Annotated in this window: 21 protein-coding genes; 13 read left to right on the top strand and 8 right to left on the bottom strand. The window is 66.3% G+C overall.

Annotated features, from left to right (window positions below):
- Positions 1 to 18 precede the first annotated feature (18 nt).
- Positions 19 to 2,355 carry a polyribonucleotide nucleotidyltransferase gene (gene pnp, locus HJG44_RS02480; protein ID WP_171216737.1) on the top strand — a complete coding sequence of 779 codons (2,337 nt, stop codon included), beginning with the start codon at positions 19 to 21 and terminating at the stop codon, positions 2,353 to 2,355.
- Positions 2,356 to 2,500: 145 nt separating this feature from the next.
- Positions 2,501 to 2,767, top strand: coding sequence for a YgaP-like transmembrane domain (locus HJG44_RS02485; RefSeq protein WP_171216738.1), 267 nt, complete (start codon positions 2,501 to 2,503; stop codon positions 2,765 to 2,767).
- Between the two features lie 47 nt (positions 2,768 to 2,814).
- On the opposite strand, the gene HJG44_RS02490 is transcribed toward HJG44_RS02485, so the two are convergent.
- A complete protein-coding gene (locus HJG44_RS02490) occupies positions 2,815 to 3,084 on the bottom strand; it encodes a GlsB/YeaQ/YmgE family stress response membrane protein (RefSeq protein WP_171216739.1) in 270 nt (89 codons plus the stop codon).
- A 133-nt stretch (positions 3,085 to 3,217) separates the two neighbouring features.
- On the opposite strand from HJG44_RS02490, the gene HJG44_RS02495 reads away from it, so the two are divergent.
- The 4 genes from HJG44_RS02495 (at position 3,218) to HJG44_RS02510 (ending at position 5,609) form a co-directional block, all read left to right on the top strand.
- Positions 3,218 to 3,838, top strand: coding sequence for a pyridoxamine 5'-phosphate oxidase family protein (locus HJG44_RS02495; RefSeq protein ID WP_171216740.1), 621 nt, complete (start codon positions 3,218 to 3,220; stop codon positions 3,836 to 3,838).
- A 90-nt stretch (positions 3,839 to 3,928) separates the two neighbouring features.
- Positions 3,929 to 4,255: a hypothetical protein gene (locus HJG44_RS02500; RefSeq protein ID WP_171216741.1), complete on the top strand. Its 327-nt coding sequence runs from the start codon at positions 3,929 to 3,931 to the stop codon at positions 4,253 to 4,255.
- Between the two features lie 16 nt (positions 4,256 to 4,271).
- Positions 4,272 to 4,451 carry a hypothetical protein gene (locus tag HJG44_RS02505; RefSeq protein WP_171216320.1) on the top strand — a complete coding sequence of 60 codons (180 nt, stop codon included), beginning with the start codon at positions 4,272 to 4,274 and terminating at the stop codon, positions 4,449 to 4,451.
- A 234-nt stretch (positions 4,452 to 4,685) separates the two neighbouring features.
- Positions 4,686 to 5,609: a metallophosphoesterase gene (locus HJG44_RS02510; protein WP_171216742.1), complete on the top strand. Its 924-nt coding sequence runs from the start codon at positions 4,686 to 4,688 to the stop codon at positions 5,607 to 5,609.
- A gap of 49 nt (positions 5,610 to 5,658) precedes the next feature.
- On the opposite strand, the gene HJG44_RS02515 is transcribed toward HJG44_RS02510, so the two are convergent.
- From HJG44_RS02515 to HJG44_RS02525, 3 genes are all read right to left on the bottom strand, one after another.
- Positions 5,659 to 6,771: an NHL repeat-containing protein gene (locus HJG44_RS02515; RefSeq protein ID WP_171216743.1), complete on the bottom strand. Its 1,113-nt coding sequence runs from the start codon at positions 6,769 to 6,771 to the stop codon at positions 5,659 to 5,661.
- 83 nt (positions 6,772 to 6,854) lie between these two features.
- Positions 6,855 to 7,232 (bottom strand): SPW repeat domain-containing protein, encoded by a 378-nt coding sequence (locus HJG44_RS02520; protein ID WP_171216744.1) that lies wholly within the window; start codon positions 7,230 to 7,232, stop codon positions 6,855 to 6,857.
- 1,088 nt (positions 7,233 to 8,320) lie between these two features.
- Positions 8,321 to 9,712 (bottom strand): exopolysaccharide biosynthesis polyprenyl glycosylphosphotransferase, encoded by a 1,392-nt coding sequence (locus tag HJG44_RS02525; protein WP_171216745.1) that lies wholly within the window; start codon positions 9,710 to 9,712, stop codon positions 8,321 to 8,323.
- 555 nt (positions 9,713 to 10,267) lie between these two features.
- On the opposite strand from HJG44_RS02525, the gene HJG44_RS02530 reads away from it, so the two are divergent.
- Positions 10,268 to 13,201, top strand: a complete 2,934-nt coding sequence (locus HJG44_RS02530) for a glycoside hydrolase family 5 protein (protein ID WP_171216746.1) — start codon at positions 10,268 to 10,270, stop codon at positions 13,199 to 13,201.
- On the opposite strand, the gene HJG44_RS02535 is transcribed toward HJG44_RS02530, so the two are convergent.
- Genes HJG44_RS02535 through HJG44_RS02545 form a run of 3 tightly spaced genes read right to left on the bottom strand, consistent with a single transcriptional unit; the run spans position 13,187 to position 16,598 of the window.
- Entirely contained in the window at positions 13,187 to 14,368 is a 1,182-nt protein-coding gene (locus tag HJG44_RS02535; RefSeq protein ID WP_171216747.1) for an acyltransferase family protein, read from the bottom strand. The genes HJG44_RS02530 and HJG44_RS02535 overlap by 15 nt on opposite strands.
- A gap of 8 nt (positions 14,369 to 14,376) precedes the next feature.
- Positions 14,377 to 15,462, bottom strand: a complete 1,086-nt coding sequence (locus tag HJG44_RS02540; RefSeq protein WP_171216748.1) for an acyltransferase family protein — start codon at positions 15,460 to 15,462, stop codon at positions 14,377 to 14,379.
- A complete protein-coding gene (locus HJG44_RS02545; protein ID WP_171216749.1) occupies positions 15,459 to 16,598 on the bottom strand; it encodes an acyltransferase family protein in 1,140 nt (379 codons plus the stop codon). The genes HJG44_RS02540 and HJG44_RS02545 overlap by 4 nt, the downstream gene beginning before the upstream one ends.
- Positions 16,599 to 16,866: 268 nt before the next feature.
- Between HJG44_RS02545 and HJG44_RS02550 the strand changes: the two genes are divergently transcribed.
- From HJG44_RS02550 to HJG44_RS02560, 3 genes are all read left to right on the top strand, one after another.
- Entirely contained in the window at positions 16,867 to 18,270 is a 1,404-nt protein-coding gene (locus HJG44_RS02550) for a GumC family protein (protein ID WP_210260881.1), read from the top strand.
- Between the two features lie 75 nt (positions 18,271 to 18,345).
- On the top strand, positions 18,346 to 19,536 hold the full coding sequence (locus HJG44_RS23925; RefSeq protein ID WP_171216751.1) for a glycosyltransferase: 1,191 nt from the start codon (positions 18,346 to 18,348) through the stop codon (positions 19,534 to 19,536).
- A gap of 43 nt (positions 19,537 to 19,579) precedes the next feature.
- Positions 19,580 to 20,641 (top strand): glycoside hydrolase family 5 protein, encoded by a 1,062-nt coding sequence (locus HJG44_RS02560; RefSeq protein WP_171216752.1) that lies wholly within the window; start codon positions 19,580 to 19,582, stop codon positions 20,639 to 20,641.
- 13 nt (positions 20,642 to 20,654) lie between these two features.
- Here the strand turns inward: HJG44_RS02560 and HJG44_RS02565 are convergent, their stop codons facing one another.
- Positions 20,655 to 21,899: a hypothetical protein gene (locus HJG44_RS02565; protein WP_171216753.1), complete on the bottom strand. Its 1,245-nt coding sequence runs from the start codon at positions 21,897 to 21,899 to the stop codon at positions 20,655 to 20,657.
- Positions 21,900 to 22,123: 224 nt separating this feature from the next.
- Between HJG44_RS02565 and HJG44_RS02570 the strand changes: the two genes are divergently transcribed.
- From HJG44_RS02570 to HJG44_RS02580, 3 genes are all read left to right on the top strand, one after another.
- Positions 22,124 to 23,599, top strand: coding sequence for a flippase (locus HJG44_RS02570; RefSeq protein WP_171216754.1), 1,476 nt, complete (start codon positions 22,124 to 22,126; stop codon positions 23,597 to 23,599).
- Between the two features lie 90 nt (positions 23,600 to 23,689).
- On the top strand, positions 23,690 to 24,046 hold the full coding sequence (locus tag HJG44_RS02575) for a hypothetical protein (protein WP_171216755.1): 357 nt from the start codon (positions 23,690 to 23,692) through the stop codon (positions 24,044 to 24,046).
- A gap of 5 nt (positions 24,047 to 24,051) precedes the next feature.
- A complete protein-coding gene (locus HJG44_RS02580) occupies positions 24,052 to 25,335 on the top strand; it encodes an SGNH/GDSL hydrolase family protein (RefSeq protein ID WP_171216756.1) in 1,284 nt (427 codons plus the stop codon).
- Positions 25,336 to 25,344: the final 9 nt, after the last annotated feature.

Raw genomic sequence — 25,344 nt, forward strand, 5'->3', positions numbered from 1 at the left:
CCACACGGAAGGCAGCACATGTTCGACATCCAACGCGAAGAGCTGATCTGGGGCGGGCGCAAGCTCACCCTCGAGACGGGCAAGATGGCCCGCCAGGCGGACGGCGCCGTCGTCGCCACCTATGGCGAGACGACCGTCCTCGCCACCGTCGTCTCCATGAAGGAGCCGAAGCCCGGCTTCGACTTCTTCCCGCTCACGGTGAACTACCAGGAGCGCACCTATGCGGCCGGCCGCATCCCGGGCGGCTACTTCAAGCGCGAGGGCCGCCCGACCGAGAAGGAGACGCTGACCTCGCGTCTCATCGACCGGCCGATCCGCCCCCTCTTCGTCGAGGGCTACAAGAACGACACCCAGATCGTCGCGACCGTGCTGAGCCACGATCTCGAGAACGATCCGGACATCGTCGCGATGCTCGCGACCTCCGCCGCGCTCACGCTCTCCGGCGTACCGTTCATGGGCCCGATCGGCGCCGCCCGCGTCGGCTATATCGGCGGTGCCTACAAGCTCAACCCGACCCTCGCCGAGATGGAGGCGACGAGCCTCGACCTCGTCGTGGCGGGCACGAACGAGGCCGTGCTCATGGTCGAATCCGAGGCGAAGGAGCTCTCGGAAGAGGTCATGCTCGGGGCGGTCATGTTCGGCCACAAGCATTTCCAGCCGGTCATCGAGGCGATCATCCGGCTCGCCGAGAAGGCCGCCAAGGAGCCGCGCGACTTCACGGCGCCTGACCTCTCCGAGATCGAGAAGGTCATCCTGGAGATCGCCGAGCAGGACCTGCGCGCCGCCTACAAGCTCACCGACAAGCAGAGCCGCTACGCCGCGGTCGACGCCGCCAAGGTCAAGGTCATGAACGCGCTGGTCCCGGCCGAGGGCGAGGCGCGGTTCGACCCCGAGAAGGTCAAGACCGCCTTCAAGGAGGTCCAGGCCAAGATCGTGCGCTGGAACATCCTCGACACGAAGAGCCGCATCGACGGCCGCGACCTGACGACGGTCCGCCCGATCGTTGCCGAGGTCGGCGTGCTGCCGCGGGCGCATGGCTCGGCGCTGTTCACCCGGGGCGAGACGCAGGCGCTGGTCGTCGCGACGCTCGGCACCGGCGAGGACGAGCAGTTCATCGATCAGCTGGAAGGCACCCGGAAGGAGAACTTCCTCCTTCACTACAACTTCCCGCCCTACAGCGTCGGCGAGACTGGCCGCATGGGCTCGCCGGGCCGCCGCGAGATCGGCCACGGCAAGCTCGCCTGGCGCGCCATCCACCCGATGCTGCCGCCCGCGCACGAGTTCCCGTACACGATCCGGGTCGTGTCCGAGATCACGGAATCGAACGGCTCCTCCTCGATGGCGAGCGTCTGCGGCGCCTCGCTCTCGCTGATGGATGCGGGCGTGCCGCTCCGCAAGCCCGTCGCGGGCATCGCCTTGGGCCTGATCCTCGAGGGCGATCGCCACGCGGTCCTGTCCGACATCCTCGGCGACGAGGACCATCTCGGCGACATGGACTTCAAGGTGGCGGGCACGGATGCCGGCATCACGTCGCTCCAGATGGACATCAAGATCGCCGGCATCACCGAGGAGATCATGCGGGTCGCACTCGACCAGGCGAGGGACGGCCGCACGCACATCCTCGGGGAGATGAGCAAGGCTCTGACCTCGGCCCGCGCCGAGCTCGGCGAGCATGCGCCGCGCATCGAGGTCATGACCATCCCGACCGACAAGATCCGCGAGGTCATCGGCACGGGCGGCAAGGTCATCCGCGAGATCGTCGAGAAGACCGGCGCCAAGATCGACATCCAGGACGACGGCACGGTGAAGATCGCCTCCGCCGACGGCAAGGCGATCAAGGCGGCGTATAACTGGATCCGCTCGATCGTGGCGGAGCCGGAGGCCGGCACGATCTATGACGGCACCGTCGTCAAGACGATGGAGTTCGGCGCCTTCGTCAACTTCTTCGGCCCGAAGGACGGCCTCGTCCACATCTCGGAGCTCGCGCCGCAGCGCGTCCAGAAGGTCACCGACGTCGTGAAGGAAGGCGACAAGGTGAAGGTGAAGTTCCTCGGCCAGGACGAGCGCGGCAAGATCCGCCTCTCCATGAAGGTCGTCGACCAGCAGACGGGCGAGGACCTGACCGAGAAGCTCAAGGCGCAGCGCGACGCCGAGCGGGCCGAGCGCGAGGCCCGCGGCGAGACCGTGGATGACCGCGAGGAGCGCGGCGACCGGAGCGATCGCGGTCCCCGCCGCGATCGCGGTGACCGTGGCCCGCGCCGCGACCGTGGCGACCGCGATCGCGGCGACTTCCGCGAGGGGCGCGGCGAGGGCGAACGCCGCGAGCGGCCGGAGCCCGCAGACGCCGGCGAGTGAGCCTCGCGAATCGAGACGATGAAGGCGGCCTCTCGAGGCCGCCTTTTTCATGTCTGCCGCCGCCTTTGTCGCTGGAACGGGTCCCCGTCTCGCCGGTTCACGGTCCGGGCCGCCGCACGCTGCGGCGCGAAGGAGTTTCGAACCGATGCCGAACCACCTGATCGAGGAAACCCAGCACCTGTTCTCCGGCGAGCGGAACCTGTCCGTCACCGAGCGGAGCCTGTCGGTCGTGGGCGGGCTGGCGCTTGCGGCCGTTGCGGCGAGGCCGCGTCCGAACAAGGTGCTAAGCCTGATCGCGCTGGTGGCCGGCGTGGCGCTCGCCATCCGGGGCGCGACCGGTCACTGCCCGGCCAAGGCCGCCATGACCGGGGGCTCCATGTCCGGGGGCGCCGTGTCCGGCCCGGACGCCTGACGCGGAAAGCCGCCCGGCCAGGCCGGGCGGCTTTCCGACGACGCGGTCTAGGCCATTGGCCGAGAGGAGGAACGGCCGACGATCAGCCCGTAGATGAACAGCACGATGATGGCCCCGACCACGCCCCCGATGAAGCGGGCGCCGTCATTCGGGCCGTACCAGCCGACGAGCTGGCCGAGCCAAGTTCCCACGAACATGCCCACGATGCCCAGGATCGTGGTCAGGATGAAGCCCTGCGGCTCGTTCTTGCCGGGCATGATGAACTTGGCCACGACACCGATGATGAAACCCAGAATGATCGTCCAAAGAATACCCATTTCCTCGCGCTCCGGCTGCTGAGACCTGCCGTGCAACGCTCAGGCTCCGGCCCGGTTGCACCGGACTGCCAAGCTTGGTGAAAATCGTGATCGGCGTTTGACGCCTCCGCCTCGGTCGGGAACGATGCGGGCCATGTCCCAGCCTGCCGAAATCACCTCCGTCGAGGATCTCCATGCCCGCTACGGCCGCCCGAGCGAGAACGCGGTCGCGAAGGAGCTCGACAGGCTGATCCCGGAATACCGGGTCTTCATCGAGGCCTCGCCCTTCCTGACGATCGCCAGCGCCGGGCCGGACGGGCTCGACTGCACGCCGCGCGGCGACGCGCCCGGCTTCGTCCGAATCGTCGACGACAGGACCCTGATGATCCCGGACCGGCGCGGCAACAACCGCGTCGACACGCTGGAGAACATCCTGCACGACCCGCGCGTCGGGCTCCTCTTCCTAATCCCGGGGATAGGCGAGACGATCAGGGTGAATGGCCGCGCGCGGATCTCGGTCGATCCCGAACTGCTGGAGAGCTTCGCGACCGAAGGGCAGGCGCCGCGCTCGGTGATGATCGTCGCCGTCGGCCGGGTCTATTTCCAATGCGCGAAGGCGATCATGCGCTCGCATCTGTGGGATCCGTCCCGCCATGTCGAGCGCTCCGCGCTGCCGAGCCCGGGGCGCATCCTGAAGGCCTGCACGGCAGGCCGGATGGACGCGGAGGCGATCGACGAGGCCTATCCGGCGCGCCTGAAGGCGACGCTCTGGTAGCGAGCGGCCGCCGGCCGGGAGCGCGAGCCCGCGCTCGGCAACGAACTCGCCGCCCTGGCGTTGTCGCCCCGACGATCCAGGGAGAGCGAAATGGGAAGCGCCGGCTACGGCAACCATGAGGAGGCGGTGGCGGAGCGGCCTTCGGAAGAGGCCGCATCGGCGAAGCTCGGCGCGGGTTCGACGGACCGGCCGGGCCTCGATCTCGGCGGAGCGGGCGATCTCTCCTCCCCGCAGGGGCAGATGGCGGGCTCGCGCTCCGTGCCCGATCCGGCGGGGACCGGGCCCCATTCCGGCAACAAGGATTCGGGTTCGCCGACACTGAGCGACGACGACCGCCGCGACCAGTCGACGCCCGGCTCCGGCGCGCTTCCGAGCGACCGCCCCCAGGGCGGCGAGGTCGATCCGGGTGCCGGCTGAGGGGACGCATATGGGAGTGGCCAGCAACACCACCGACAACAGGCAGGGCCAGGGCACTCTGCGCGATGCCGGCAAGGGCATCGATGCCCCGCGTCTCACGCCGCAGGGCCGGACCGACCCGGATGCCGCCGGCGAGGACGACACCTCCCCGAAGGGCGGCTCCGAGCAGGGACAGCCGAGCAAGGCCGAGGGCTGAGAGCGGCGACGTGCCCGCCCTCGCGACATCCCCGGGCGAACGAAGCGGAGCGTAACGGGTCATCTCCCACCCGCCGGGAGAGAGGTCGGGCCGGAGACCCGAGACCCTCCGTCGGCAGCCATGGTCCTTGCGAACCCGGGAATGTCCGGAGGGCTGCGCCGCCTGCCCGGACCCGTCACATGGATGTTACCTCGCGGCGCGAGGAGCGGCCCGTCGTCCAGACGGAGACCCGACATGCTGTCACGCCGCACCGCGCTCGGGAGCGCGCTCGCCGCCACGCTCGCCACCCGGTTCGCCGGCTTCGCGGCCGCCCAGGACGGGGCGTTCCGGTTCGGCATCGTGGCCGATCCGCAATATGCGCCGGTGCCGCCGAACCTCGCCAGCGGCCGCTACTACGCGAACAGCCTGTGGAAGATGCAGGAGGCCGTGGCCGAGCTGAACAGGCACGACCTGAAGTTCGTCGCGACGCTCGGTGACATCATCGACCGGCACTGGGAGAGCTTCGGCCACGTCCTGCCCGTCTATGACGGCCTGAAGCACCCGAAGGTCTTCGTGCTCGGCAACCACGATTACGAGGTCGGCCGCGAGTTCCTTCGGTCGGTGGTGCGGACGGTGGGGATGCCCAATGCCTATTACGATTTCGCCGGCGGCGGCTACCGCTTCGTCGTGATCGACGGCAACGACGTCTCGACTTTCGCGCCGCCCGTCGGCGATCCGCGCCGCGAGCTTGCCGCCGAGCGCCTCGCCAGGCTCAAGGCTTCGGGGGCGCCCAATGCGCAGAGCTGGAACGGCTCGCTCTCCGACGAGCAGTTCGCCTGGCTGCAGAGGACCCTCGATGCCGCCCGCACGGCCCGAGAGAACGTGGTCGTGCTCGGCCATTACCCCGTCTTCCCGGCCGACAAGCACAATATGTGGGACTCGCAGCGGATCGTCGATCTGCTGACGAGCTACGACAATTTCGTCGCCTATCTCTGCGGCCACAACCACGCCGGCAATTACGGCGAGATCGGCGGGCGCCACTTCATCAATTTCCGCGGCATGGTCGATACGCCGACCACCACGGCCTACTCGATCGTGGAGATGCATCCCGACCGGCTGCGGATCGAGGGCTTCGGCCGCGAGGAGAGCCGGTCCTACGCGATCCGGGCCCGAGCCTGACTAGGGGAGCCGCCTCCCGCTCCGCCAGCCTCCTGCAGGGGCCGCCCCGCTACTGTACGGCGGCGCGCTTCCTGAGCACCATGTCGCCGCGGAACAGGAACTTCTGCGTCCGTTTCGCGGTGTCGACCTCGGTCGTGAAGACGTTGCCCTTCGAGTCGACCGCGAGGTTGTGCACCCAGTGGAACTGGCCCGCATTGCGGCCATTGCGGCCGAAGGCCCCCAAGACGTCGCCCGTCTCGCGGTCGAGCGTGCGCACCTCGTTGTTCTCGCCGTCCGCATTCAGGAGGAAGCTCTCCTTCTCGTCCGGCCAGAGCGCCAGTTCCCATACGGCCCCGTTGCCGCGCGTGGCCTTCTCGACGAAGAACTCCTTCACGAAGCTCCCGTCCCTCCGGAAGACCTGCACGCGGTTGCTGACCCGGTCGCAGACATAGACGAGCCCGTCCCGTGCCACCTGGACGCAATGGACCGGGTTCCTGAACTGGGCCGGGGGCGTCTCGCCCGGGCTGTAGGCCGGAAGCCTCTCGTCGGTCGGCGGCTTGCCGTAGGCGCCCCACATCCGCTTGTAGGCGCCGGTATCGGCGTCGAACACGATGATGCGCCTGTTGCCGTAGCCGTCCGCCACGAAGAGCTCGTTGGTCGCGGCGTCGACCATCATGCCGGCCGGTCGGCCGAGCCGGCTCGTGTCGAGGCTGTTCGTCTGCGGCCCCTGCTTGCCGATCTGCATCACGAACTTGCCGTCGGCCGTGAACTTCAGGATCTGCCCGTCCTGCTCGCCGTTCCCGGCGAGCCAAACGAAACCTTTGTGGTCGATGTGGATTCCGTGCTCGCTCTGGGGCCAGCTGTAGCCCTCGCCCGGGCCGCCCCAGCTCCTGATGAGGTCGCCGGCCTGGTTGAACACGAGCACGGGCGGGGCCGGCCTGCAGCATTTCGAGCGCGGCGGATCGAGGCTCGCGCCCTTCTCGTCATCGGTCAGCGTACGCGGGCGCTGCACCACCCAGACATTGTCCTCGGCATCCACGGCGACACCTGCCGCCTGGCCCATGAGCCACTCGTTCGGGAGCGGCTTCGGCCAGGCCGCATCGACCTCGAACCTGAGAGGTTCCGCCGCATCGGCGGCAAACGACAGTACGAGCGCCGCCGCAGCGGCTACGACCAGCCTCATCGGACCACCCTCCCTGACGCATCTTGTTCAGCGGAGTATCGGCCGGTCCGCGGCTTCGATCCAGCGATATCGGCGGAGTGGGGTCAGGCCCTGTTACCGGCGATCCGATCGGGCAGGCGCGGCGCCCGCTCGGTGGCGAGCCCCGCTGCGACGGAGAAGAGACCGAAGAGGAGATGCGGCCAGACCACGCGGTCCGCGAAGCCGAAGATCCATGGCGAGGCCGCCAGGACCGCGCCGCCTGCGACGTCGAGCATGAGGTGGACCGGCACTGCGATGACCGGCAGAAGCCCGACCTCGTAGTCCGTGAGCAGGCTGTAGAGGATCGCGCCGGCGCCGAGGATCCAGGCCATGTAGGCGGCAGGCCCGTCGCCGGCGAAGCCCAGCGTCCAGGGCGCGGTGCCGAGGAGCAGGCCCCAGGCATAGTCGACGAGCCCATGGATCCGGGTAGGGATGAACCGCATCGCGCCCTCCGGTTCGCGAGAAGCACAACAGTCGGCCGGCGACGCCGTTCCCCTGCGATCCGCAGCCGGGGCAGCGGGAGGAACACGCCTGTCTCCTCCCTCGTCAGAAGACATCGTCGGGCGCTGCGGGCGTCGGGAGCCGTCTTGCGCGACCTTCACGCGGGCGGCAGGTGCAACCAGTTTCGATCCACGCTCCGGCGCAGGAGCGACCTGCGTCCATGCGCCGGCCAGTTCTGCGGCTGCAACTGGAACTGCGCGTGCTCTAGCCCGTACCATCCCTTGCCGAGCGCCCGGCTTCGGGAGCATCCTGCCGCGTCGCCTTCAACACGCCCCGGAGATCGTTGACCAGTTCGTTCGTCAAGTTGGATAGGCCAGGCTCATCTGATGCTCGTCTCATCATCAGCAGGCCAAACAACAGGCAGCCACAACTTCCGAATAAGGGGTAAAGTAGTAAGGAATATGGGCCGAATGCAGGCCAGAACAGGAGGCAGCTTACACCCGATACGATGCCTGCAAGCGCGAGCGGAAGCAACATGGTGCTCAATGTGCCGCTCCTTGGTTAATGAATAATTATGTTTCTGGTCTGGGCACTATCAGCCGAGACTAAAAATTGGGCAATACGCCTCGATGTCACACTGAAGCGACCTGCCGACGATCCCTCAAGCCCCCCGCGCTAGATATCCCCAGCGTCCTTCGCCGCGTCCGCCGGTTGCGCTACCCGGATCGATCACAAGCTGCGACCCGCAGCGGACGGGAACAGAGCCTGCGCGGTCCGGCCAAAGGCTGCGGCCGCCATTGCCTGGCCGCGTGCGCAGCCCGAGACGGGCAGGCGCGTCGTGAATTCGGGTTGGATGGGCGCCGTCCAGACCCGGACGGGCACCCGCCCGCGCAGGGCTAAACCGCTATCCGGAAGGTGTAGAGGCGGGCAGGCGCAAGGGCCGCCAGTGGCGGAACGCTCCCGCTCGGGACCACCCGACGATGCTTCAGCCTGTCGATGGAGCCGTTCAGGCCGGTCTCAGGCCAGGCAGCGTGCTTCGTCAGAGTGGCGGACGTCCAGAATTCCACCAACCGAACTCATGATCTCCCCTCTAGTACGCCCGATGGGAAATCAACTTCGTGCATGTCAGCGCCAATATACGGAGATCCAGCTCAAGAGACCAGTTTTCGATGTACCAGAGATCATGATCAACGCGGGCCTTCATGTCCTCGACACGAGGCGTCTCGCCTCTGAACCCATTGACCTGCGCCCAGCCGGTGAGGCCAGGCTTGACATGCTGCCGGTGCGCGTAGTTGTCGATGACATCGCTGTAGATCTCGTCATGGGCGACTGCATGCGGCCGCGGGCCGATAACGGACATGTCTCCCTTGATGACGTTCCAGAGCTGAGGCAGTTCGTCGATGCTGGTCCGGCGAAGCCACCGGCCAACGCGGGTCACCCGCCGATCGCTTCGCGTCGCCTGAACGACTTCACCGCCGTCTTCCAAGACATGCATCGTGCGGAACTTCAAAATCTTGAAAGACCGCCCATTGAAGCCCCGCCGCGTCTGCCTGAAGAGGATCGGTCCTGCGGAATCGAACTTCACCGCCGCAGCAACGAAGAGAAGGAGCGGTGCGAGCGCCGCGATCGCCAGACCGGCCACGACAAGGTCCAGAATACGCTTCGCGGAGCGTTCGACCAATGTAAGCGGCTCCCGCTTGACCTCGACCAGCCCGAAGCTCCCGTATCCACGCCGGCGCTGGAAAAGCAGATATGAAGCCGCGTCGTCCGGCAGAACACTGGCGGGGAGCGGCGTCGAGCGCAGCTCGAAAACGATGATCGGCAGGATGTGGAGATGGCGATACGGAAGGTGTATCAATATCTCCTCGACGTTCGATCCTCGCAGCTGGGCTATCGCTTTGGCTACGCGGACAGGAATCTCTTGGGAATTTGATCTGTCGAGGGAGATGGTTTCCGTTATCTCGAAGCCGTTCCTGAGAAGTGCCTGCTTCTTGCTGGGTGCGAGCTCGTCGTCACTCCACGTCAGAAGCGCGACGGGCCGACGCTTCAGTCCGCCCCGATCCAATTCCGAGCTGAGATGTCTGCTCCAAAAGGCCCTTGCGCCGATCAGCTGTACCGAGCACAGACAGACGAACGCAACCGTCTCTCCCTGGAATAGTCTCAATTCAGATTGTATGAGCCGAACAATGAAATATGCCATGAAAATGGATATGAACAGATGGCTGACAACGTACTTGATCTGATCATATAACGATAAGAGATGTTCAACTTTGTACAACCCACGATAGAAGAGCGTGGCGCTGCAGACGGAAGCGACGAGAATGGCGAAGCCAAGGTATAGATCCGGATGATGGGGGTAGGCGTAGAAAAACCCGTGTAGATAGGCTGACACAGGTCCGGAAAGCGTGATGATCGCGAAATCAAGCCCTGCGGCAGAGATTTCGACCCGATGATGCGGATACCGCGGCAAAGACTCACTCATCAGCGCCTTCGTTCGCTCCTAGTCCGCTGGGCTAAGGGGTGCCGCTATCGCCCTCTGAGCGTATCATAGGCGGCAATCCTCGATCTAGCGGTTTCGGCTTAATCCACGTCATATCAGGTCGTTCGGAAGTACTTGGCGCATTCGGCGGACGTGAACGCGTCCGGGACCGCGTCGAGCCGGGCCCGAAATGCTCCAGCGGTTCGCGTGGTTGCCTCGCGCAGGAGGGCCTAAGCTTGGCGAAGGCATTCTCGCTGGGGGAGAACTCGGAGCTGGTTGGCCTGCCGGGGCGGGCCGGATGGGAGAAGAGGCCGCCGCGCGCCGCTCCACGCCTTGCGGCGGGAGAACTTGCCCGGGAGATCCGTTCGCCTGTGTTAGAAGAAGCTTGGCTGGCGCGGCCAGGCCTCCCTTCCGGGAACTGTCGCGGCCGCTGTCGCGATGCCTATTCGTGATCGTGCGCTAACTCTTCGTTGCGCCGATCGATGCATTCGATGATGTTTCGAGGATCATTGCTACAAACATTGATCTTAGACGGTTCCCGTCAGTTCGGGGACCCGCATGAATCTCGGGATAAATCTGTCCGGCGCCCGCTACGGACTGCTGGCCGATTTCAGTAGCATCGACTACTTCGCCGCCCGCGGATTTTCCACCATCAGGCTCCCGCTCGACTGGGAGCTTCTGCAACCCAAGCTCAATGGGCCGCTGGAGGCCAGCCTGATGACGCAGGTCCATGCCTTCGTCTCCTATGCCGAGGCGCGGGGGATGGACGTCATCATCGACCTGCACAATTACGGCTCCTATGCCGGCCACCTGATCGGGACCGCTCAGACGCCGGTCAAGGCCTTCGCCGATTTCTGGGGCCGCATGGCGGCCGAGTTCAAGAACGACGCCAATGTCTCGTTCGGGCTGATGAACGAGCCGCAACTCGCCTCGGCCGGGGCCTGGCTGCCGGCCGTGAACGCTGCCGTGTCGGCGATCCGGGCCGCCGGAGCGACCTCGCAGGAGATCCTCGTTTCCGGCACCTATTGGGACGGCGCCCATAACTGGACGCAGACCGACAACGCCTCGGTACTCGGGACGAAGGGAGCGATCGTCGACCCGTCGGACAACATCGTCTTCGAGGTTCACCAGTACCTGGACGATACGTCCGGCAAGCACGAATGGGTCGTGTCCGAGACGATCGGCGTCGAGCGTCTGACGGCGATCACGGAATGGGCCCGCGAAACGGGCTCGAGGCTTTATCTGGGCGAGTTCGGGGTTGCGAACAATCCGACCGCGCTGATCGCTCTCGGCAACATGCTGAATTTCCTGGCCGCAAATAGCGATGTCTGGGTGGGCGCCGCGTATTGGGCGGCGGGAAAGGGCTGGCAGGATTACATGTACTCTGTCGAGCCGAACCACGGCATTCTCGACATGCCGCAGATGGCGGTGCTCGCGCAGCATACCGACACGCGCACGGTGGCAAAGACGCTCCCGGACGGCCTCGTGGAGGTCCTGACATTCGTCGGCGATAGCTCATCCGCGAGCATCAGGGACGTTGTCGCTGCGGACGGCCGGCTACTCTCCCGGACGCTGTTCGACCCCGAAGCCAGGGTGACGCGCAGCGTCGAGGTTCGGTCCGACCAAACCCTCAAGCTCTCGATCCACTCGGTGCCAGGCTCGGCCCCGGACATCGTCGAGATCTACACGCCGACGGACGAGATCGTCAGCCGCACCACGTTCAACACCGACGGCTCGAAACTCCTGCAGTTCTTCGGCGAGAACGAGTGGCAGACTGTCCGGTCCGAAACCTACACGGCCGACGGCCGGTTGGCGGAGGTCTTCATCAAGAACCCGGACGGGACGCTCGTCGTCCAGCATTACGCGAACGACATAATCTCCAGCGTCGAGACGTTCGACGCAGGCTGGAACTTCATCTCCCGCTCGAGTTACGACGCCGCGGGACGGCTCACCAGAACCCAAAGCGTGGATGATTCCGGTCACAACGTCGTGACCGAGTACGGCAGCGCTGGGACGGTACCCACGACAGCCTACGTCTACGACACGTCCTGGAAGCTCATCGGTACGAGAAGCTACGATGCGGAGGGGCTTCTTCTGCTCGAGCGTACGAAGCTCGCCGGCGGAGGCGAACAGGTCGACAGCTATCAGGGCGGCCGAATAACCCAGACGGAGCTCTTCGATCGGGCCGGCGCCCTGGTGTCGCGCACGGTGCGCGATTCTGACGGTACGCGAACCGTGTCCAGCTTCGAGAACGGCGTGATCGAGACACTCGAGGTCGTCGCTTCCTCCGGTCAGATCCTGGCCCGCACCTGTTACGACGATTCAGGCCTCGTAAGTACGGTCGAGCGTACGGCCGAGGATGGAACGCGCCTGCTCGAGACCTATCGGTCAGGCACCGCATCGCTCGCAACATCCGAGGCCTATGCGGCGGATGGACGTCTCGTCAGCCGGACGACCTACGATGTCGAGGGCCGGGTCTCCGAGGTTCTGACCGAGAGCTCGGACGGAACGCACACGGTCGCCAAGTACGCGGCTGGCGCCACGACGCCCTCTACGCTTGACGTCTTCGACGCGTCCTGGGCCATCGTGAGCCGGACGCATTTTGATCCCGACGGCGATGTCACCGCGATCGATCGGATCGACGCCTCCGGACGACATCTCGTCGACAGTTTCGAACCGGGGTCCAGGTCGCCGATCCGGTCGGAGATCTATGATGCGAGCTGGAATCTGGTCAGCCGCACGACTTTCGATGGCGAGGGCCGCGTCGTCGAAACCCTGCAAGAAGGCACGGACGGAACTCATACGGTCGCGAGATTCACTGCCGGGGCGGAGCATCCGTCCACGGTGGACGTGTTCAGCCCGGATTGGAGCATTCTGAGCAGAGCTCATTACGATCAGAACGGCGCGTTCATCGCGATCGACCGCATCGACCCGTCCGGGAGACACCTGGTCGACAGCTTCGAGCCGGGCTCCGCGTCGCCGATCAGATCGGAGGTGTATGACGCGAGCTGGAATCTCCTCAGCCGCATCACGTACGACAGCGATGGTCGCATAACGACCGTGCAGCACGACAAGGCCGACGGAGGCCACCTTATCGCAAGGTACGATGCTGACGGCGACCTGCAGTACCTGGACACGTTCGCGCCGAACTGGGCGATGCTTGCGCGGGCCACGTTCCTCGACGATGGCAGCCTGCAGGCAGTCGACCATATCGGCGCGGACGGCTCCCACCGGGTCGACACCTTCCGCGGCGGCTCCGAGCAGGCCTACAGGTCCGAATTCTACGATCCTCAATGGCGCTTCATCGAGGGCAGGGGCTTTGCCGACGGCGGCGGGCCGACAAGCGAGCTGGCGGCGGAGGCGTGGAACTTCGCCGAGAGCGGAGGACCGGGCGGGAGCGTCGTTCCAGCGCCGGCCTGGACGGACGATACCCTCTCCGCATCAGCCTCGTCCGACCACTTCCCCGTCTCCGGCTGGTTACTCGCCGGGTGACGGCGCGCGCACGGGCCGCGACCGAGAGGCGCCCGCCGCCGAATCCAGGGGCTGCTCTGGGCCGGAGGCCCGGCCCGCGGCGCGAGCAAGAAATCTTCGCTCGACCAGATGCCAGGACAGGAAGCCGGCCAAGTATGAAATCGCCATGACGGCGTACAGGTAGATTTCGCGACCGACGGCTCCAAGTTCCACGAATATGTTGAGAACGAGCCCGTGATACAGGTAGGTCCCGTACGAGATGTCCGTGGCGTGGAGCAGGTTTCGCCGGACGAAGGTATATGCGGCCGAGATGGTGGCCGCCGCGAGAGCCGCCTGGGCACACATGATCGCCGCCGTGCTGGTGCCGCCGAACGTCGTGATGGCGAATAGCAGGGCAACCCAGGACAGGAGCTTGCCCCGCAGCAAGCGATGCGAATGCAGCGCCAGATAATAGCAGGCCGCTCCGGCCAGGAAGAGATGATAGTGTGAGATGAAGGCGTAACGTACGAGCTTGGCGGGCAGCGTCTCCTGACCCTCGAACATTCCGGTCACGCTCGGAAAGATCAGCCTGATCACCAGGGCGAGCACCCAGGCCGCCACGAGAAGCAGGCCCAGGACCGTGGCACGGCGCCCGCAGCGGTTCAGGAACCAGCTCAGGATCGGAACCGTAACGTAGAACTGAATCTCGACCGGGATGGTCCAGAGGCTGCCGTTATAGGAGCCGAACCCGAAATCACGCAGAAATGCCGGCGTGTAGAGCAGGAACGCGAACTGCGCGAGCAGCCAGCGCATGCCGTGCCCGGTGAGGATAGGGTATCCCAGCAGGAGGAGGACGAGCGCCGTGACCGCGAGGCAGCCCCATAGGCCCGGGATGATGCGCCGGGCCCGCCGCTCTGCATAGCTCCTGCTCGAGCGGCTTCGCTCATAGGAGGCCGTGATCAGGAAGCCGCTGGTCACGAAGAAGACCGGCACGCCCGAGAAGGGGCCGAGAAGGGCGGTCCATCCGGGCGCAGAAATCCCGAGGTGGTGGACCGCGTGGAATACCATCACCTGAGTGGCGGCGAAGATCCTGATGTAATCGAAATTGTTCGGCAGCAGCGAAGGCGCGGCCGGACTCGCGTTCGGATCCGGGGCGGAACGCTCCGGCCGCTGCGATGGGGCATACCCCCCGGGGATCCAGCCGCGCATGCGCCCTGTCACGCCTGGCTTTGCGCGGCCGGCGCCGTGCGTTCCGGAGCCAGACCTCCGGATCGACCGACCCGGCCCCTGTCTGCCGAGAGCAGGCCCTGAGCCAGCCTCGTCAACGGCATCTCCACGAACTTCCACACCAGGTGCGCGACGACGAGCGAGGATACGATCGAGACGACATAGAAGGCCGCTGACGCCACTGCCCCGCTGCTTATGCCAAAGCCGGACCAGATTGCACGCACTACCGGCAGGACCAGGATATGGGTCAGGTAGAGCGAGTAGGATACGCCCCCCAGCCAGTTCAGGGATGGGATTTCAGGCACGCCGTTGCTCTTCTCCCATAGAACAAAAGCCGCAACGATCAAGGCGACCGGCCCCCCGATCGCGAGAACGTGGAGCGGCACTGGCCGCACCGTGAACAGGATGGCGAGCATGAGGCCCGATGCGAGACAAAGGAGTGACAGGGCGCGGCTCGGCCGCGCCGCGGTCGTGAACAGCCACCCGATCACGACGCCGGCCCCGAACTCGAGGATGATGGGATCGGAATAGAACCGGATCGCATCCGGCAGGTCCGGTGCGAACCCAAGCGCCGCGATCGCAGACAGGATGGCGAGAACGGTCCAGGGCCGGCGCTTCTCGTCGGTCCGGAGGCATTGCGAGAAGACCAGGTAGAAGGCGAGCTCGTATAGCAGCGTCCAGCCCGGGATGAGGACGGGCGAGAGGCCATGACCGAGCGGGTGCGGCCAGGGAAGGAACAGGAGGGACGCGATCATGTGCGGGCCATCGACGACGGTCGATCGCATCGCGCCCGGAGCAAGGAGCGCGACCGCGACGACCGCAAGGGTGAGCGCCCAGTACAGGGGAGCGATCCGGGCCATCCGCCGCGCCAGGAACTCGGTCGCGGTCGGCTGAGACCGGACCGTCGTGATCCACATCACGATCCCGCTGATGACGAAGAATACGTCGACGCCGAAACGGCCCAGGCTTCCGAACGGCGCGATCTCTCCGCCGATCCGCACGATCTGCGTCTCGATGTGGAAATAGACGACGGCAAGAGCGGCGAGCCCCCGAAGGTACTGCAGGGAGAGGATCAAACAGCGCCCCCGGATCGCGACGAGTCGAGCCTCTGCTCCGCGATGGGCGGCGTCGCCGCGTCTGCCTCGGGGACTTGCCGTCCCCTCGGACGCAGGCGCGCGAGGGGCTGCTCGATCAGCCGGTGATAGGCGAGCCCGACGCAAGTGGCCGCAATCACCAGTGCGACGAACGCGACCGGCAGGCTCAGCGAACGTCCGGCGATCTTCGTGACGAGATGGATGGAGGCGGAAAGCGCGACCCCGTGGATCAGATAGATCGCGTAGGAGGCCGCGCCGAGTTGCCGGAGCGGCGCGAGAACCGCCACGCCGCGGCTGCGCTCGAATTCGACGAAGCCGACGATGCCGCAGAAGGATGCTGCGCCGTAGGCGAGGCGGGCGAACAGGGAGGTCGCCATGAAGGGCGGCGGGAAGAGCATCAGCGCGAAGAACGACAGCAGGCCGGCGACGCCCACCAGGAGCGGGGCCGGAATGCGGGCATGCCGCAGGCAGGCGGCTGCACCTATGCCGATGAGGAACTCCAGGTTGAAGGCGTTCAGGTAGACCGAGAGCGGGAAAGGCAGGCGCCCATAGTGAAGCTCCGCCCAGACGATCAGCGCGGCCCAGGTGGGCAGGACCCACAGGAACGGTCGGCCGAGCACGATGAGGAGCCCGAAGAGCAGATAGAACGCGATCTCGTGGACCAGCGTCCAGGCTACGCCGAGAACTGGGGGCTCCGGATAGGGCAGGAGCGCGGCGGACAACAAGAGGTTCAGCGGATCGCGCTGGCTGGGCTGGCCCGTGCCTGGGAACATGAAGTAGAGAGCCGCCAGCGGCAGCAGTACGGCCCAATAGCTGGGATATATTCGCCAGAAACGCCGGATGGCGTATCGGCGAAGGCGCTCGGGACGTCCGAGGTCGCCCCAATGGACCCAGGAGATGATGAAGCCGCTCAGTACAAAGAAGAAGTCGACGCCGGCGCCGAAGGGTAGAAGCCTGCCGCCGAACACGAGCTCCCCGAAGAAGCGAGGCTCGGCCATGATGCTGGTCGCATGGGCGAGCACGACGGCCAGGGCCGCTAGGCCACGCCCCGCCTCGATGGTCTCAAGCTTGCCAGCAGGCGGAGCAGTGGCGCCGGACTTGGATTTCTCTCCTGACACCTGCTACCCCAGCGGCAAGACCGGACGAAACCGAAGCTGAACCCGCCGCCCCCCTTGGGGATAGTGGCAGCATATGGGCGGGGCGCGCGGAGCGCTCCCCTGTCTAGCCGGGCCTGCGATTGCTGGACAGTACTGACGGCGATTTGCTCGAAAGAAGGTAAAATCCGCAGGTCTGGCTAAACTGGCCGCCTTGTGCGATGCAAGATGCTGGCCTATCTCCCTGGCGCGGACGACTAGGCCAGGGCGGTTGCTCAACCGGAGATCCGACATGCAAAATGCCGCGTGGCCGTTCTTTCTCCGGCATTGGAAGATCCTGGCCGCGCTTGCATTCCTGGCACCGGTTGTGCTCGCGGCCGTTGCAGCCTTCGTTCCGTCCAAGCGCTATCAGGCGACAGCCTGGATCATCGTGGATGCCAGTCGGCAATCCCAGGCGGTGTCGGTGTCGCCGGAAGAGCGGCGCGGAGGCAACGAGGTCATCACCTACGATCAGGTGCTGCGGACCCAGCTCAGCATCGCTGGCAGCGAGGAGGTCGTCCGCCGCGCGATCCAAGGCCTGCGCCCGGTGCGTCTCTATCCTGAGCTTCCGGAGGACGCGACCGATGCCGAGTACCTGATGGCCAGAGGCAACCTCGGCTTGGCGGTCGAGCCGAACACCTTCGTCGTCAAGATCAGCTTCCGGCACAAGGATCCGGTGCTCGCAGCGAGATTCGCCAACGAGGTCGCGAGCAAGTACCGTGATCGGCGTTCCGAACTCATCGGGAACGAGGGTGCGGTCGATTTCTTCAGGAAGGAGGAGGAGAGGTTCAAGAACGAACTGCAGAGTGCCTCCGCCAAGCTGGAAGAGTTCGCTCGCAAGACGGGCATCTATGCCGTCGGCGAGCAGCGGAAACTGCTGCTCGAAGCCCGCTATCACTCCGCAAAGGAGCTGGCCGAAAACGAAAACCAGATCGCGCGTGCATCGAGCGAACTGGACTCCCTGCGCTTCCAGATGCGTGCGCTCCGTCGAAGAACGACGCTGCCGCCCGAGATCTTCGGAGAGGGGAGCAACCCGGCTGCCGCGCGCCAGCCTCGGCGCGACGAGATCCTGTCCGACGAGCCGCCCCTGCTCAACGTCAAGATCTACCAGGATTCGGCGGCAAAGCTTGTCGCGGCCAATGCGGAGCTGGAAGGCCTCAGAGCCACTCAGGCGAAGCGTCTGGAGGATCTGAGGAAGATGGACGAGCAGCTTGCGCAGCTTGCAGCCAACGAGGCTCAATTCACAAGTCTGAGGCGCTCCGTCTCCTTGGCGGAAGCTTATATCGAGAACCTCGCCAAACGCGCCGACGAGGCCAAGATCAACAATTCGTGGCGGTCCAACGAAGCGTTTTCGAGCGCGCAGCTGCTACAGAGCGCAACCGTCCCGCTCGGGCCGTCCTTCCCGAACCCTGTCCTGTTCATGGGCGCGGGATTGCTCGCCGGCGTCTTCGCCTCGGGGAGCATAGCCTATTTTGCCAAGGTGTTCGGAAGGTTCTCAGCCCCAACCGATGCTGGTCGGATCGGGGAGACGGTGCAGGCCGCCCCGGCGCATCCGTTCGGCGGCTTCGGGTCGCGAGTGCAGCCGCCTCGTGACGCCGTACAGGATTTTCCGTCCGTCAAGGGCGGCCGTCGACCGCTCGGGGTCTCCGAGCTGTAGGGCGAGGCATCCGTGCATCGGGCCTCGCATGGCGAGCATGGTTCGCCTGGATCGGCTCGACCTCCTGCACGCGCGGTGGAAGACGCTCGGCTGACGATCGTTCAGTACGCGGGAGACTTCCGCGAGGCCTCCGAACGGCTGCGGGACGGAGGGCCGGAGACCTATCGCGGCCAGCGCTACACGGTCGGCTACGTGGAGGGTCTCGCATCCCGGCTCGCCTCGGTGACGACGGTGACCGGCTTCACCGAGGAAGCTTACGCAGAGACCCTTCCGAGCGGCGCGAAGGCGATCGGGGCTGGCTTCCGCGACCGCTTCGACGGCAGGCGGATGGCGGCGCTGGTGAAGGAGAGCGCGCCCAACCTCCTCATTCTGCGCTCGCCCATCCGGCCGGTCCTGCTCTGGGCGGCGCTGAACCGCGTCCGGACGCTTGTTCTCCTCGCCGATTCCTTCGACCGGAGCTCGCTCAAGTCCCGCTTGAGCCAGTATCTCCTGTCCGGGTTTCTCCGTCTCCCGAATGTCGACTGGGTCGCCAATCACGGGCTGCGCGCTGCCGAGCAGCTCGTGAGCGCGGGTGTCCCGGCCCGCAAGGTCCTGCCCTGGGACTATCCTGCCCTCGACAGTCCTCACGGGCGTCCCGCGAAGACGCAGGCCGGATCGGCCGGCCGGCTGCTCTATGTCGGCCTGATGACGGAAGCCAAGGGCGTCGACGACCTCATCGAGGCCGTCGCCCTGCTGAAGGCGCAAGGGCGGGCGGTTCACCTCGACCTGATCGGCCGGCCCGATGACGGACGGCTGGCGCAGCTGATTGCCGCGAGGGATCTTGGCGCCGAGGTGACCCAGGTCGGCCTGGTGAGCAATGCGGAGATCGTGGGCCGGATGCGGCAGGCCGATGTGGTGGTCGTCCCCAGCCGACACGAATATTCCGAGGGCATTCCGCTCACGATCTACGAGGCCTATTGCTCCCGCACGCCGCTCGTCGTGTCCGATCACCCGATGTTCCTCGGCAACGTGGTCGACGGGGAGAGCGGCCTCGTCTTCCAGGCCGGCAGGCGCGACGGGCTGGCCTCGAGCATCGCACGCCTCCTCGACGACCCGCCGCTCTATGCCCGCATCTCCGCCGCCTCCGCCTCCGCCTGGGAGCGGCTGCAGATCCCGCTCAAATGGGACAGGCTGATCGACGATTGGCTCGAGAACAGCCCGGAGAGCCGGGCCCGGCTCGCGAGCCACTCCCTGGCGAGGACTTCGGTTGCCGCAAGACCCGCTTAGCAGCGTGCGCAACCACCTTCCGGGGGAGGGCGGGTCGCCGGGGTTGAGCCGGCGCGACACGTTTGGCGGCGCCGCCCTGGCCGCCCAGCTCGTGCTGCCGTCCGCCTCGGCATTCGGGCAGGCCGGCGGGTCGTCCTCCTTCCCGTTCCTGCGCGGCATCAATCTCGTCGGCAGCAACCGCTATATCGGGGCCAATACCTGGCCGACCGAGAAGGGAATGGATTACTGGCTCGGCCTCGGCATGAACTGCTTCCGCATCACGGCGATGTGGGAGAATCTGCAGCCGCGGCTCCTCGGCCCGCTCCATCCCGGCAACCGGGACGGCCTTCTCCGCACCGTATCCTATCTCAGCGCGGGCGGCGCCTATCCGATCGTCGAGCTGCACAACAGCGCACGCTACAAGACCAGCGGCCGCGACGACGATCCCGGCAGCGTCGTGGGCGAGAGCGCCGTCACGGCGGAAATGTTCGCAGACGTCTGGGCCAAGCTCGCCGAGCTCTTCAAGGCGGATCCCCGCGTGATCCTCGAGCCGACGAACGAGCCGCACGACCAGGATACCGATATTCTCGTGCGGACCTACAACATCGTCATCGCGGCGATCCGGGCGACGGGCGCGCGCAACCTGATCCTGCTGGACGGCAACGGCTACTCGAACGCGGCGTCCTGGATGCGGAGCTACGACGGCTCGGTCGCGAACGGCGTCGCGATGCTCGGGATCGTCGATCCGATCGACAATGTCGCGTTCAGCCCGCACCAGTACCTCGACGACATGGGCGGAAAGCTCGAGACCTGCGTCGCGGGTGCCGGCACGCGGTATCTCGGGGGCGTGACGGATTGGGCGCGCAGGCACCGCAAGCGGCTGCTGCTCGGGGAATTCGGCGGTGGCGAGAACGCCGCCTGCCATCGCGAGATCGCCGCCATGATCCGCTACGTCGAGGCGAATAGCGACGTGTGGATGGGCTGGACCTACTTCGCCGCCTATGCGGGCCAGCGCCCCTATCTGGAGCCCGACACGTTCTTCCTCGGCATCGATCCGAAGGATTACGACAACCCGGTCGAGAACGGCCGGATCAGGACGCTCCGGCAGTTCCTGACCAAGCGCTGAGGCGCCGCCGGGCTCAACCTCGGCCCGCCAGAAGGTGCTGCTTGTAAAGCCAGAGCCCCAGGATCAGCGCGAAGACGGTTGCACCGCCGGGGTAGAACAGCGTCGGCGAGATGCAGCCATAGGCGGCGATCAGGCATCCGCTCAGGAAGAAGGGCCACGCATAGCGCGGCCCGAGAAGCGAGTTCCACGAGCAGGCGATGAGCGCGCCCGTCACGAAGAGCAGCATTCCGAGAAGACCGAAGTCCCACCAGACGCCGACTAGGCCGAGGTCGCTGGCGGCGAAAAAATAGTTCCCGGTGGCGAAGCCGACTTCGTAGGGCGTGGGTGCGAGGCCGACACCCAGGAGCGGGCTCTCGCGCAGGAAGTCCTGAGCTACCTCGAACTCGATCGCGCGCGCCGTGCCGGACGAGTCGGCGGACAATGCGGAGAACGGGTTGAAGGACGGATCGAGGATCCCGGCGAGGAGGACCAACGAGGTCGTCCCGAAGACGAGGACCGAGAGCGCCGAGATGGCCGGCCGCGGCATACGGACGAGATAGAGCAGGGTCATGAAGCCCGTCAGAAGGATGAATACGCGAGACAGGCTGATGAGGATCGCCGCCGCGCATAGGACGATGCCTGCGGCCGCGGCCGCCGTCAGGCCTTCCGAGCGCCATCGGTGCAGCCAGTAGAAATAGGCGACGGCGGTGGCCGACCCGTAGTGGTAGAGCCGCAGGCCGCGCTCGTCCTGGAACAGCGTGACGGGAGCCATGAGGCCTGCGGGCAAAACGCCCGCGGAATAGGCGAGGCTGAGGGCAAGATAGGCTATGCTATAGAGGAAGAAGTACCTGCACGCCCATTCCAGCATATGATGCAGCAAGCCGCACCTGGCCATGATGAAGAAAAAAATGAATGTCTGCACGGGCAGGAATTGAAAGCCTGCCGTGACGAGGAAGCCGAAGCCGCTCACCTTGGAGAACAGGTAGATCTGAAAGAACAGCAGCGTTATCGTGAGCGTGCTCAGTCCGGCGATGATCAGGTGGCCGCTGAGATAGGCAAGGACGAGCGCCAGCGCGATGCATGCGAGCAGGACCGCGAGCGTGAGCTGCTGCGAGGATGGGTGAAGAAGAGCGCGGTTCAGGCGCGAGCTGAAGACCAAGTCCGAGACAAGCAGGAGATGGAAGGACAGCTTCAGGATCAGCTGGACAGGTTCGGACGCGAGCACCGCATCCAGGCTCGTCGGGGCCGCGCGCCGAGGCTCCTGCAGGACGATGCTCAATGCGTGCCTCCGGCTTCGGCTGGCAGCGACCCTGCGCGCGAGCCGTGGGTGCACTGCCGTCCGCCAGTCCTAGCTAGCGTGCCGTCCGGCGCCAGGATAGAGGCGGTCTGCACGTGCACCAAGTCCGCCGGACCTGCGCACCTGCCCCGGGGGCAACTCCGGTTGCGCGCGAGGCGCGGAACCGGGCCTCGGCTAGATGGTCTGAACGGGGCAGAGACGCGGGCATGAGAAAGCCAGGCATCGCGCGCAGTTTCGCCGCGAACTCCATCGGGACCCTGCTGACGCTTCTCGTGTCCATCCTGACGGTGCCGATCTACGTCCATCAGGTCGGGGATGCGCGTTACGGCGTGCTGTCGATCGTTTGGCTCCTCCTCGGATATTTCGGCTTCCTCGACCTGGGCCTGTCCCGCGCCTCGACGAACGCGCTCGCCAAGATCGGCGAGGGGTCGGACGAGGAGCGCACGCGCGTCTTTGCGACATCGCTCGCCATCAATCTCGTGCTCGGGGCGGTCGGAAGCTTCGTCCTATACGTCTGCGGATCGTTCCTTCTTGAGCGGATCGTATCGGTTCCGGCCGAGCTTCGTCCGGAGGTCGAGGCGTCGCTGCCCTGGGTTGCCTCGCTCCTGCCGCTGGCACTCGTCTCCGGCGTGGCTGTCGGAACCTTGGAGGCGCGAGAGCGCTTCGTCGCGGCGAACGTGCTGCAGGTGGCCGGCACGAGCATCGGGCAGATCGCACCCGTGATCTGCGCGATCGTCATCTCGCCGAGCCTGACCGTCGTCATACCGGCCGCCGTGATCGCTCGCGCGTTCGGCGTCCTCCTCGTCCTGGGCTACGTCGTTCTCAGGAACGGACCCTGGACAGGCTTCCGGGTCGATCCTGCGAAGGGGCGGGCCCTCCTCGGCTATGGCGGCTGGGTGACCGTCTCGAGCGTCGTCAGCCCGATCCTGCAATCCGTCGACCAGTTCGTGATCGGCTCGATCCTCGGCGTCGCCGCGGTGACGTATTACGCGATCCCCATGAACCTCGTCGTGCGCAGCCAGCTTTTCGCTGTCGCGCTCTCCCGATCCTTGTTTCCGAGGATGTCGCGGCTGGATCCCGAGGAGGGGAGGCGGATCTCCTCCCGCTCGCTCGTGACGCTGGCCTTCGGCTACGCCGCAATCTCCGCGCCTGCCATCGTCTTCGTCGAGCCGTTTCTCGGGCTGTGGATCGGCCCGACCTTCGCCGACACGGCCGGATCGCTCGCCCGTGTTCTCTTTCTAGGGGGCTGGCTCAACGGCCTGGCCTTCATTCCCTTCAGCCTGCTCCAGGCGCAGGGCCGCCCCGACATCACGGCCAAGTTCCACCTCGTCGAGATGTTGCCCTTCCTGGCCGTCCTGTGGGTCCTCTCCTCCCATTTCGGCCTCCTCGGGGCCGCGATCGCATGGTCTCTCCGCACGATCGTCGATGGCGGTCTGCTCTTCGCGGCGGCGAGGCTCGAGTACCGGGCGCTCCTCAGCATCCTTCCGGCAGGCCTGACGCTGGTCTTCGCGCTGGCGCTCGCGGAGCTCGTTCCGCTCTCCCTTCTGCCGGCCTTTCTTGCCGCGTCGGCCGTGGGGGTGGGGGTGCTCGGTCTAGGCTTGGCCTGCGACGCGGAACTCCGCTCGCGCATCGAGAGGATTGCGAGCGACGCACGCCTCTTCCGCACGAAGCGGTCGGGCTGACCGCCCTCGGCAGGGCTGCATGATCTATTGACTTTATTCCTTTATAGGAATATAAGCAGGAAGAGCTAGCGCCTGACGCGAGGAGTTGCCATGCGCGCCTTCCTGGAACCCTATCCCCTTAGCTCCACCCGCTCGAGCTTCGCGCCGCCCTTCGCCGATTACGTCGAAGACGTGGTGCTGCCCGCCGACACCCTCGTCCGCGTCCCGATCCCGGCCGGAGCGCGCTTTGCGCTGTTCTCCTTCGACGGCAGCTTCCGTGCGAAGCCCGGGGTCGCCGCAACGACCTTCGCCCTTCCGACGGCGACGACCGGGGACGGCTCCGGCAGCGAGCTCGAGCCCGCGGCCCGGCGCATCCCGCCGTTTCTCGCAGACGGTACGACCGCTCCCACGCATCTCTGCCTGCGGGCGCCTGCGGCCTGCAAGGGCTCGCTCGCCTTCTACCGGTAAGCGCGATGACCTCGCTTATCTCCCCGCTCGGCGGGACGGACCGCGTGTTCTCGGGCCCCGGCGCGTTCGCGACGGCGTGGCGGGAAAGAACCGGGATCGGCAGCCCAGGCGCCGTGCCGCTCGGCGCGCGCCTCGTGACCCTTGGCGACAGCATTACGGCTCACGCCTTCCAGCAGAACAATCCGCAGGACCGCGGCTATTCGGCTTCCGGCTTCGTGTTCTGGTTCCTTCAGGGGCTCGGGCACAGGCTGCGCGTGCCGCATAACGGCAACCTGGCCGTGTCCGGCAACACGCTGCAGCAGATCCGCGACAGCCTCGGCGCGGGCGGCGCGACCGTGCGGGCGCTGGCCCCGGACGTGGTATCGTTTCTCGGCGGGACGAACAACCTGAACGACACGTTCGCGGACGGGCAGTTGACGGCCCTGCTCGACCAGAGCCTGGATCTCCTGCTGGGAGCGACGGCGGCGCAGATCCTGCTCTGGACGATCCCACCGCGACCGGCGGCGGTGCCCCTGTCGACGGAGGGTGAGCGCCAGCGGCTGGCGCTCAATGCCCATCTCGCGGCGCGGGCCGCGGCGCGCACCGACCGGATCACGCTGGTCGACCTCGACGACGTCGGGCTCGGGGCCGGCGACTTCTCGGACAATGTCCACCCGAACGCGAGCGGGGCCAGGAAGATCGGCCTCGCGGGCGCCGCCCGGTTCGTCGGCAAGGTGGCGGCCGGGAGCATCGCGGCCGTGCCGCCGCTTGCCGCCTACACGCTCAACCCGACCCTCTCGGGCGGAAGCACGGTCGCGCCCTCCTGGAGCACGACGCTGGCGGCGGGCAGCGCCACCGTGGCGTTCACAAAAGACGAGAACGACCGTCAGCGCATCCTGATCTCCGGAAGCTATGCCGGGACGGCCGGCAGGATTTCGCTCGATCAGTACACGACCGTCGCGGCTGTGGGCTCAGGGCCGCCCGACGGTGCGGAGATCGATGCGCTGCTCGATTACGAGATCGTCGGCACACCGGTCGGCATCAACGCGATCGGCGTCCTGGGGCAGACCGGAACGGCGGGCTACGCGAACCTCGCTCAGGCGCAGAGTTGCCTCGGCGACTACGCGAACGATCTCACGCCCGGGGGGCCGGGCAGCTACCTGTCGCGTGCGATCGGCGTCGCGAAAGGAGCCGGTACGCCGCATTTCCTGACGACGCGCCTCCTGATCACCTTCATCGACCGCCCTGTCGCAGGGCCGGTCTCTCTCGATCTGCGCGTCAACTCGCTTGCCTTCCGGCGGATTGGCTGACCCGAGCTG

Source organism: Enterovirga aerilata (assembly GCF_013044135.1).
Classification (GTDB): domain Bacteria; phylum Pseudomonadota; class Alphaproteobacteria; order Rhizobiales; family Beijerinckiaceae; genus Enterovirga; species Enterovirga aerilata.

What these genes read in the sequence shown, in the direction of transcription:
- pnp (WP_171216737.1), top strand. Translation starts at nt 19, where the DNA reads ATGTTCGACATCCAACGCGAAGAGCTGATCTGGGGCGGGCGCAAGCTC.
- HJG44_RS02485 (WP_171216738.1), top strand. Translation starts at nt 2,501, where the DNA reads ATGCCGAACCACCTGATCGAGGAAACCCAGCACCTGTTCTCCGGCGAG.
- HJG44_RS02490 (WP_171216739.1), bottom strand. Translation starts at nt 3,084, where the DNA reads ATGGGTATTCTTTGGACGATCATTCTGGGTTTCATCATCGGTGTCGTG.
- HJG44_RS02495 (WP_171216740.1), top strand. Translation starts at nt 3,218, where the DNA reads ATGTCCCAGCCTGCCGAAATCACCTCCGTCGAGGATCTCCATGCCCGC.
- HJG44_RS02500 (WP_171216741.1), top strand. Translation starts at nt 3,929, where the DNA reads ATGGGAAGCGCCGGCTACGGCAACCATGAGGAGGCGGTGGCGGAGCGG.
- HJG44_RS02510 (WP_171216742.1), top strand. Translation starts at nt 4,686, where the DNA reads ATGCTGTCACGCCGCACCGCGCTCGGGAGCGCGCTCGCCGCCACGCTC.
- HJG44_RS02515 (WP_171216743.1), bottom strand. Translation starts at nt 6,771, where the DNA reads ATGAGGCTGGTCGTAGCCGCTGCGGCGGCGCTCGTACTGTCGTTTGCC.
- HJG44_RS02520 (WP_171216744.1), bottom strand. Translation starts at nt 7,232, where the DNA reads ATGCGGTTCATCCCTACCCGGATCCATGGGCTCGTCGACTATGCCTGG.
- HJG44_RS02525 (WP_171216745.1), bottom strand. Translation starts at nt 9,712, where the DNA reads ATGAGTGAGTCTTTGCCGCGGTATCCGCATCATCGGGTCGAAATCTCT.
- HJG44_RS02530 (WP_171216746.1), top strand. Translation starts at nt 10,268, where the DNA reads ATGAATCTCGGGATAAATCTGTCCGGCGCCCGCTACGGACTGCTGGCC.
- HJG44_RS02535 (WP_171216747.1), bottom strand. Translation starts at nt 14,368, where the DNA reads ATGCGCGGCTGGATCCCCGGGGGGTATGCCCCATCGCAGCGGCCGGAG.
- HJG44_RS02550 (WP_210260881.1), top strand. Translation starts at nt 16,867, where the DNA reads ATGCAAAATGCCGCGTGGCCGTTCTTTCTCCGGCATTGGAAGATCCTG.
- HJG44_RS02570 (WP_171216754.1), top strand. Translation starts at nt 22,124, where the DNA reads ATGAGAAAGCCAGGCATCGCGCGCAGTTTCGCCGCGAACTCCATCGGG.
- HJG44_RS02575 (WP_171216755.1), top strand. Translation starts at nt 23,690, where the DNA reads ATGCGCGCCTTCCTGGAACCCTATCCCCTTAGCTCCACCCGCTCGAGC.
- HJG44_RS02580 (WP_171216756.1), top strand. Translation starts at nt 24,052, where the DNA reads ATGACCTCGCTTATCTCCCCGCTCGGCGGGACGGACCGCGTGTTCTCG.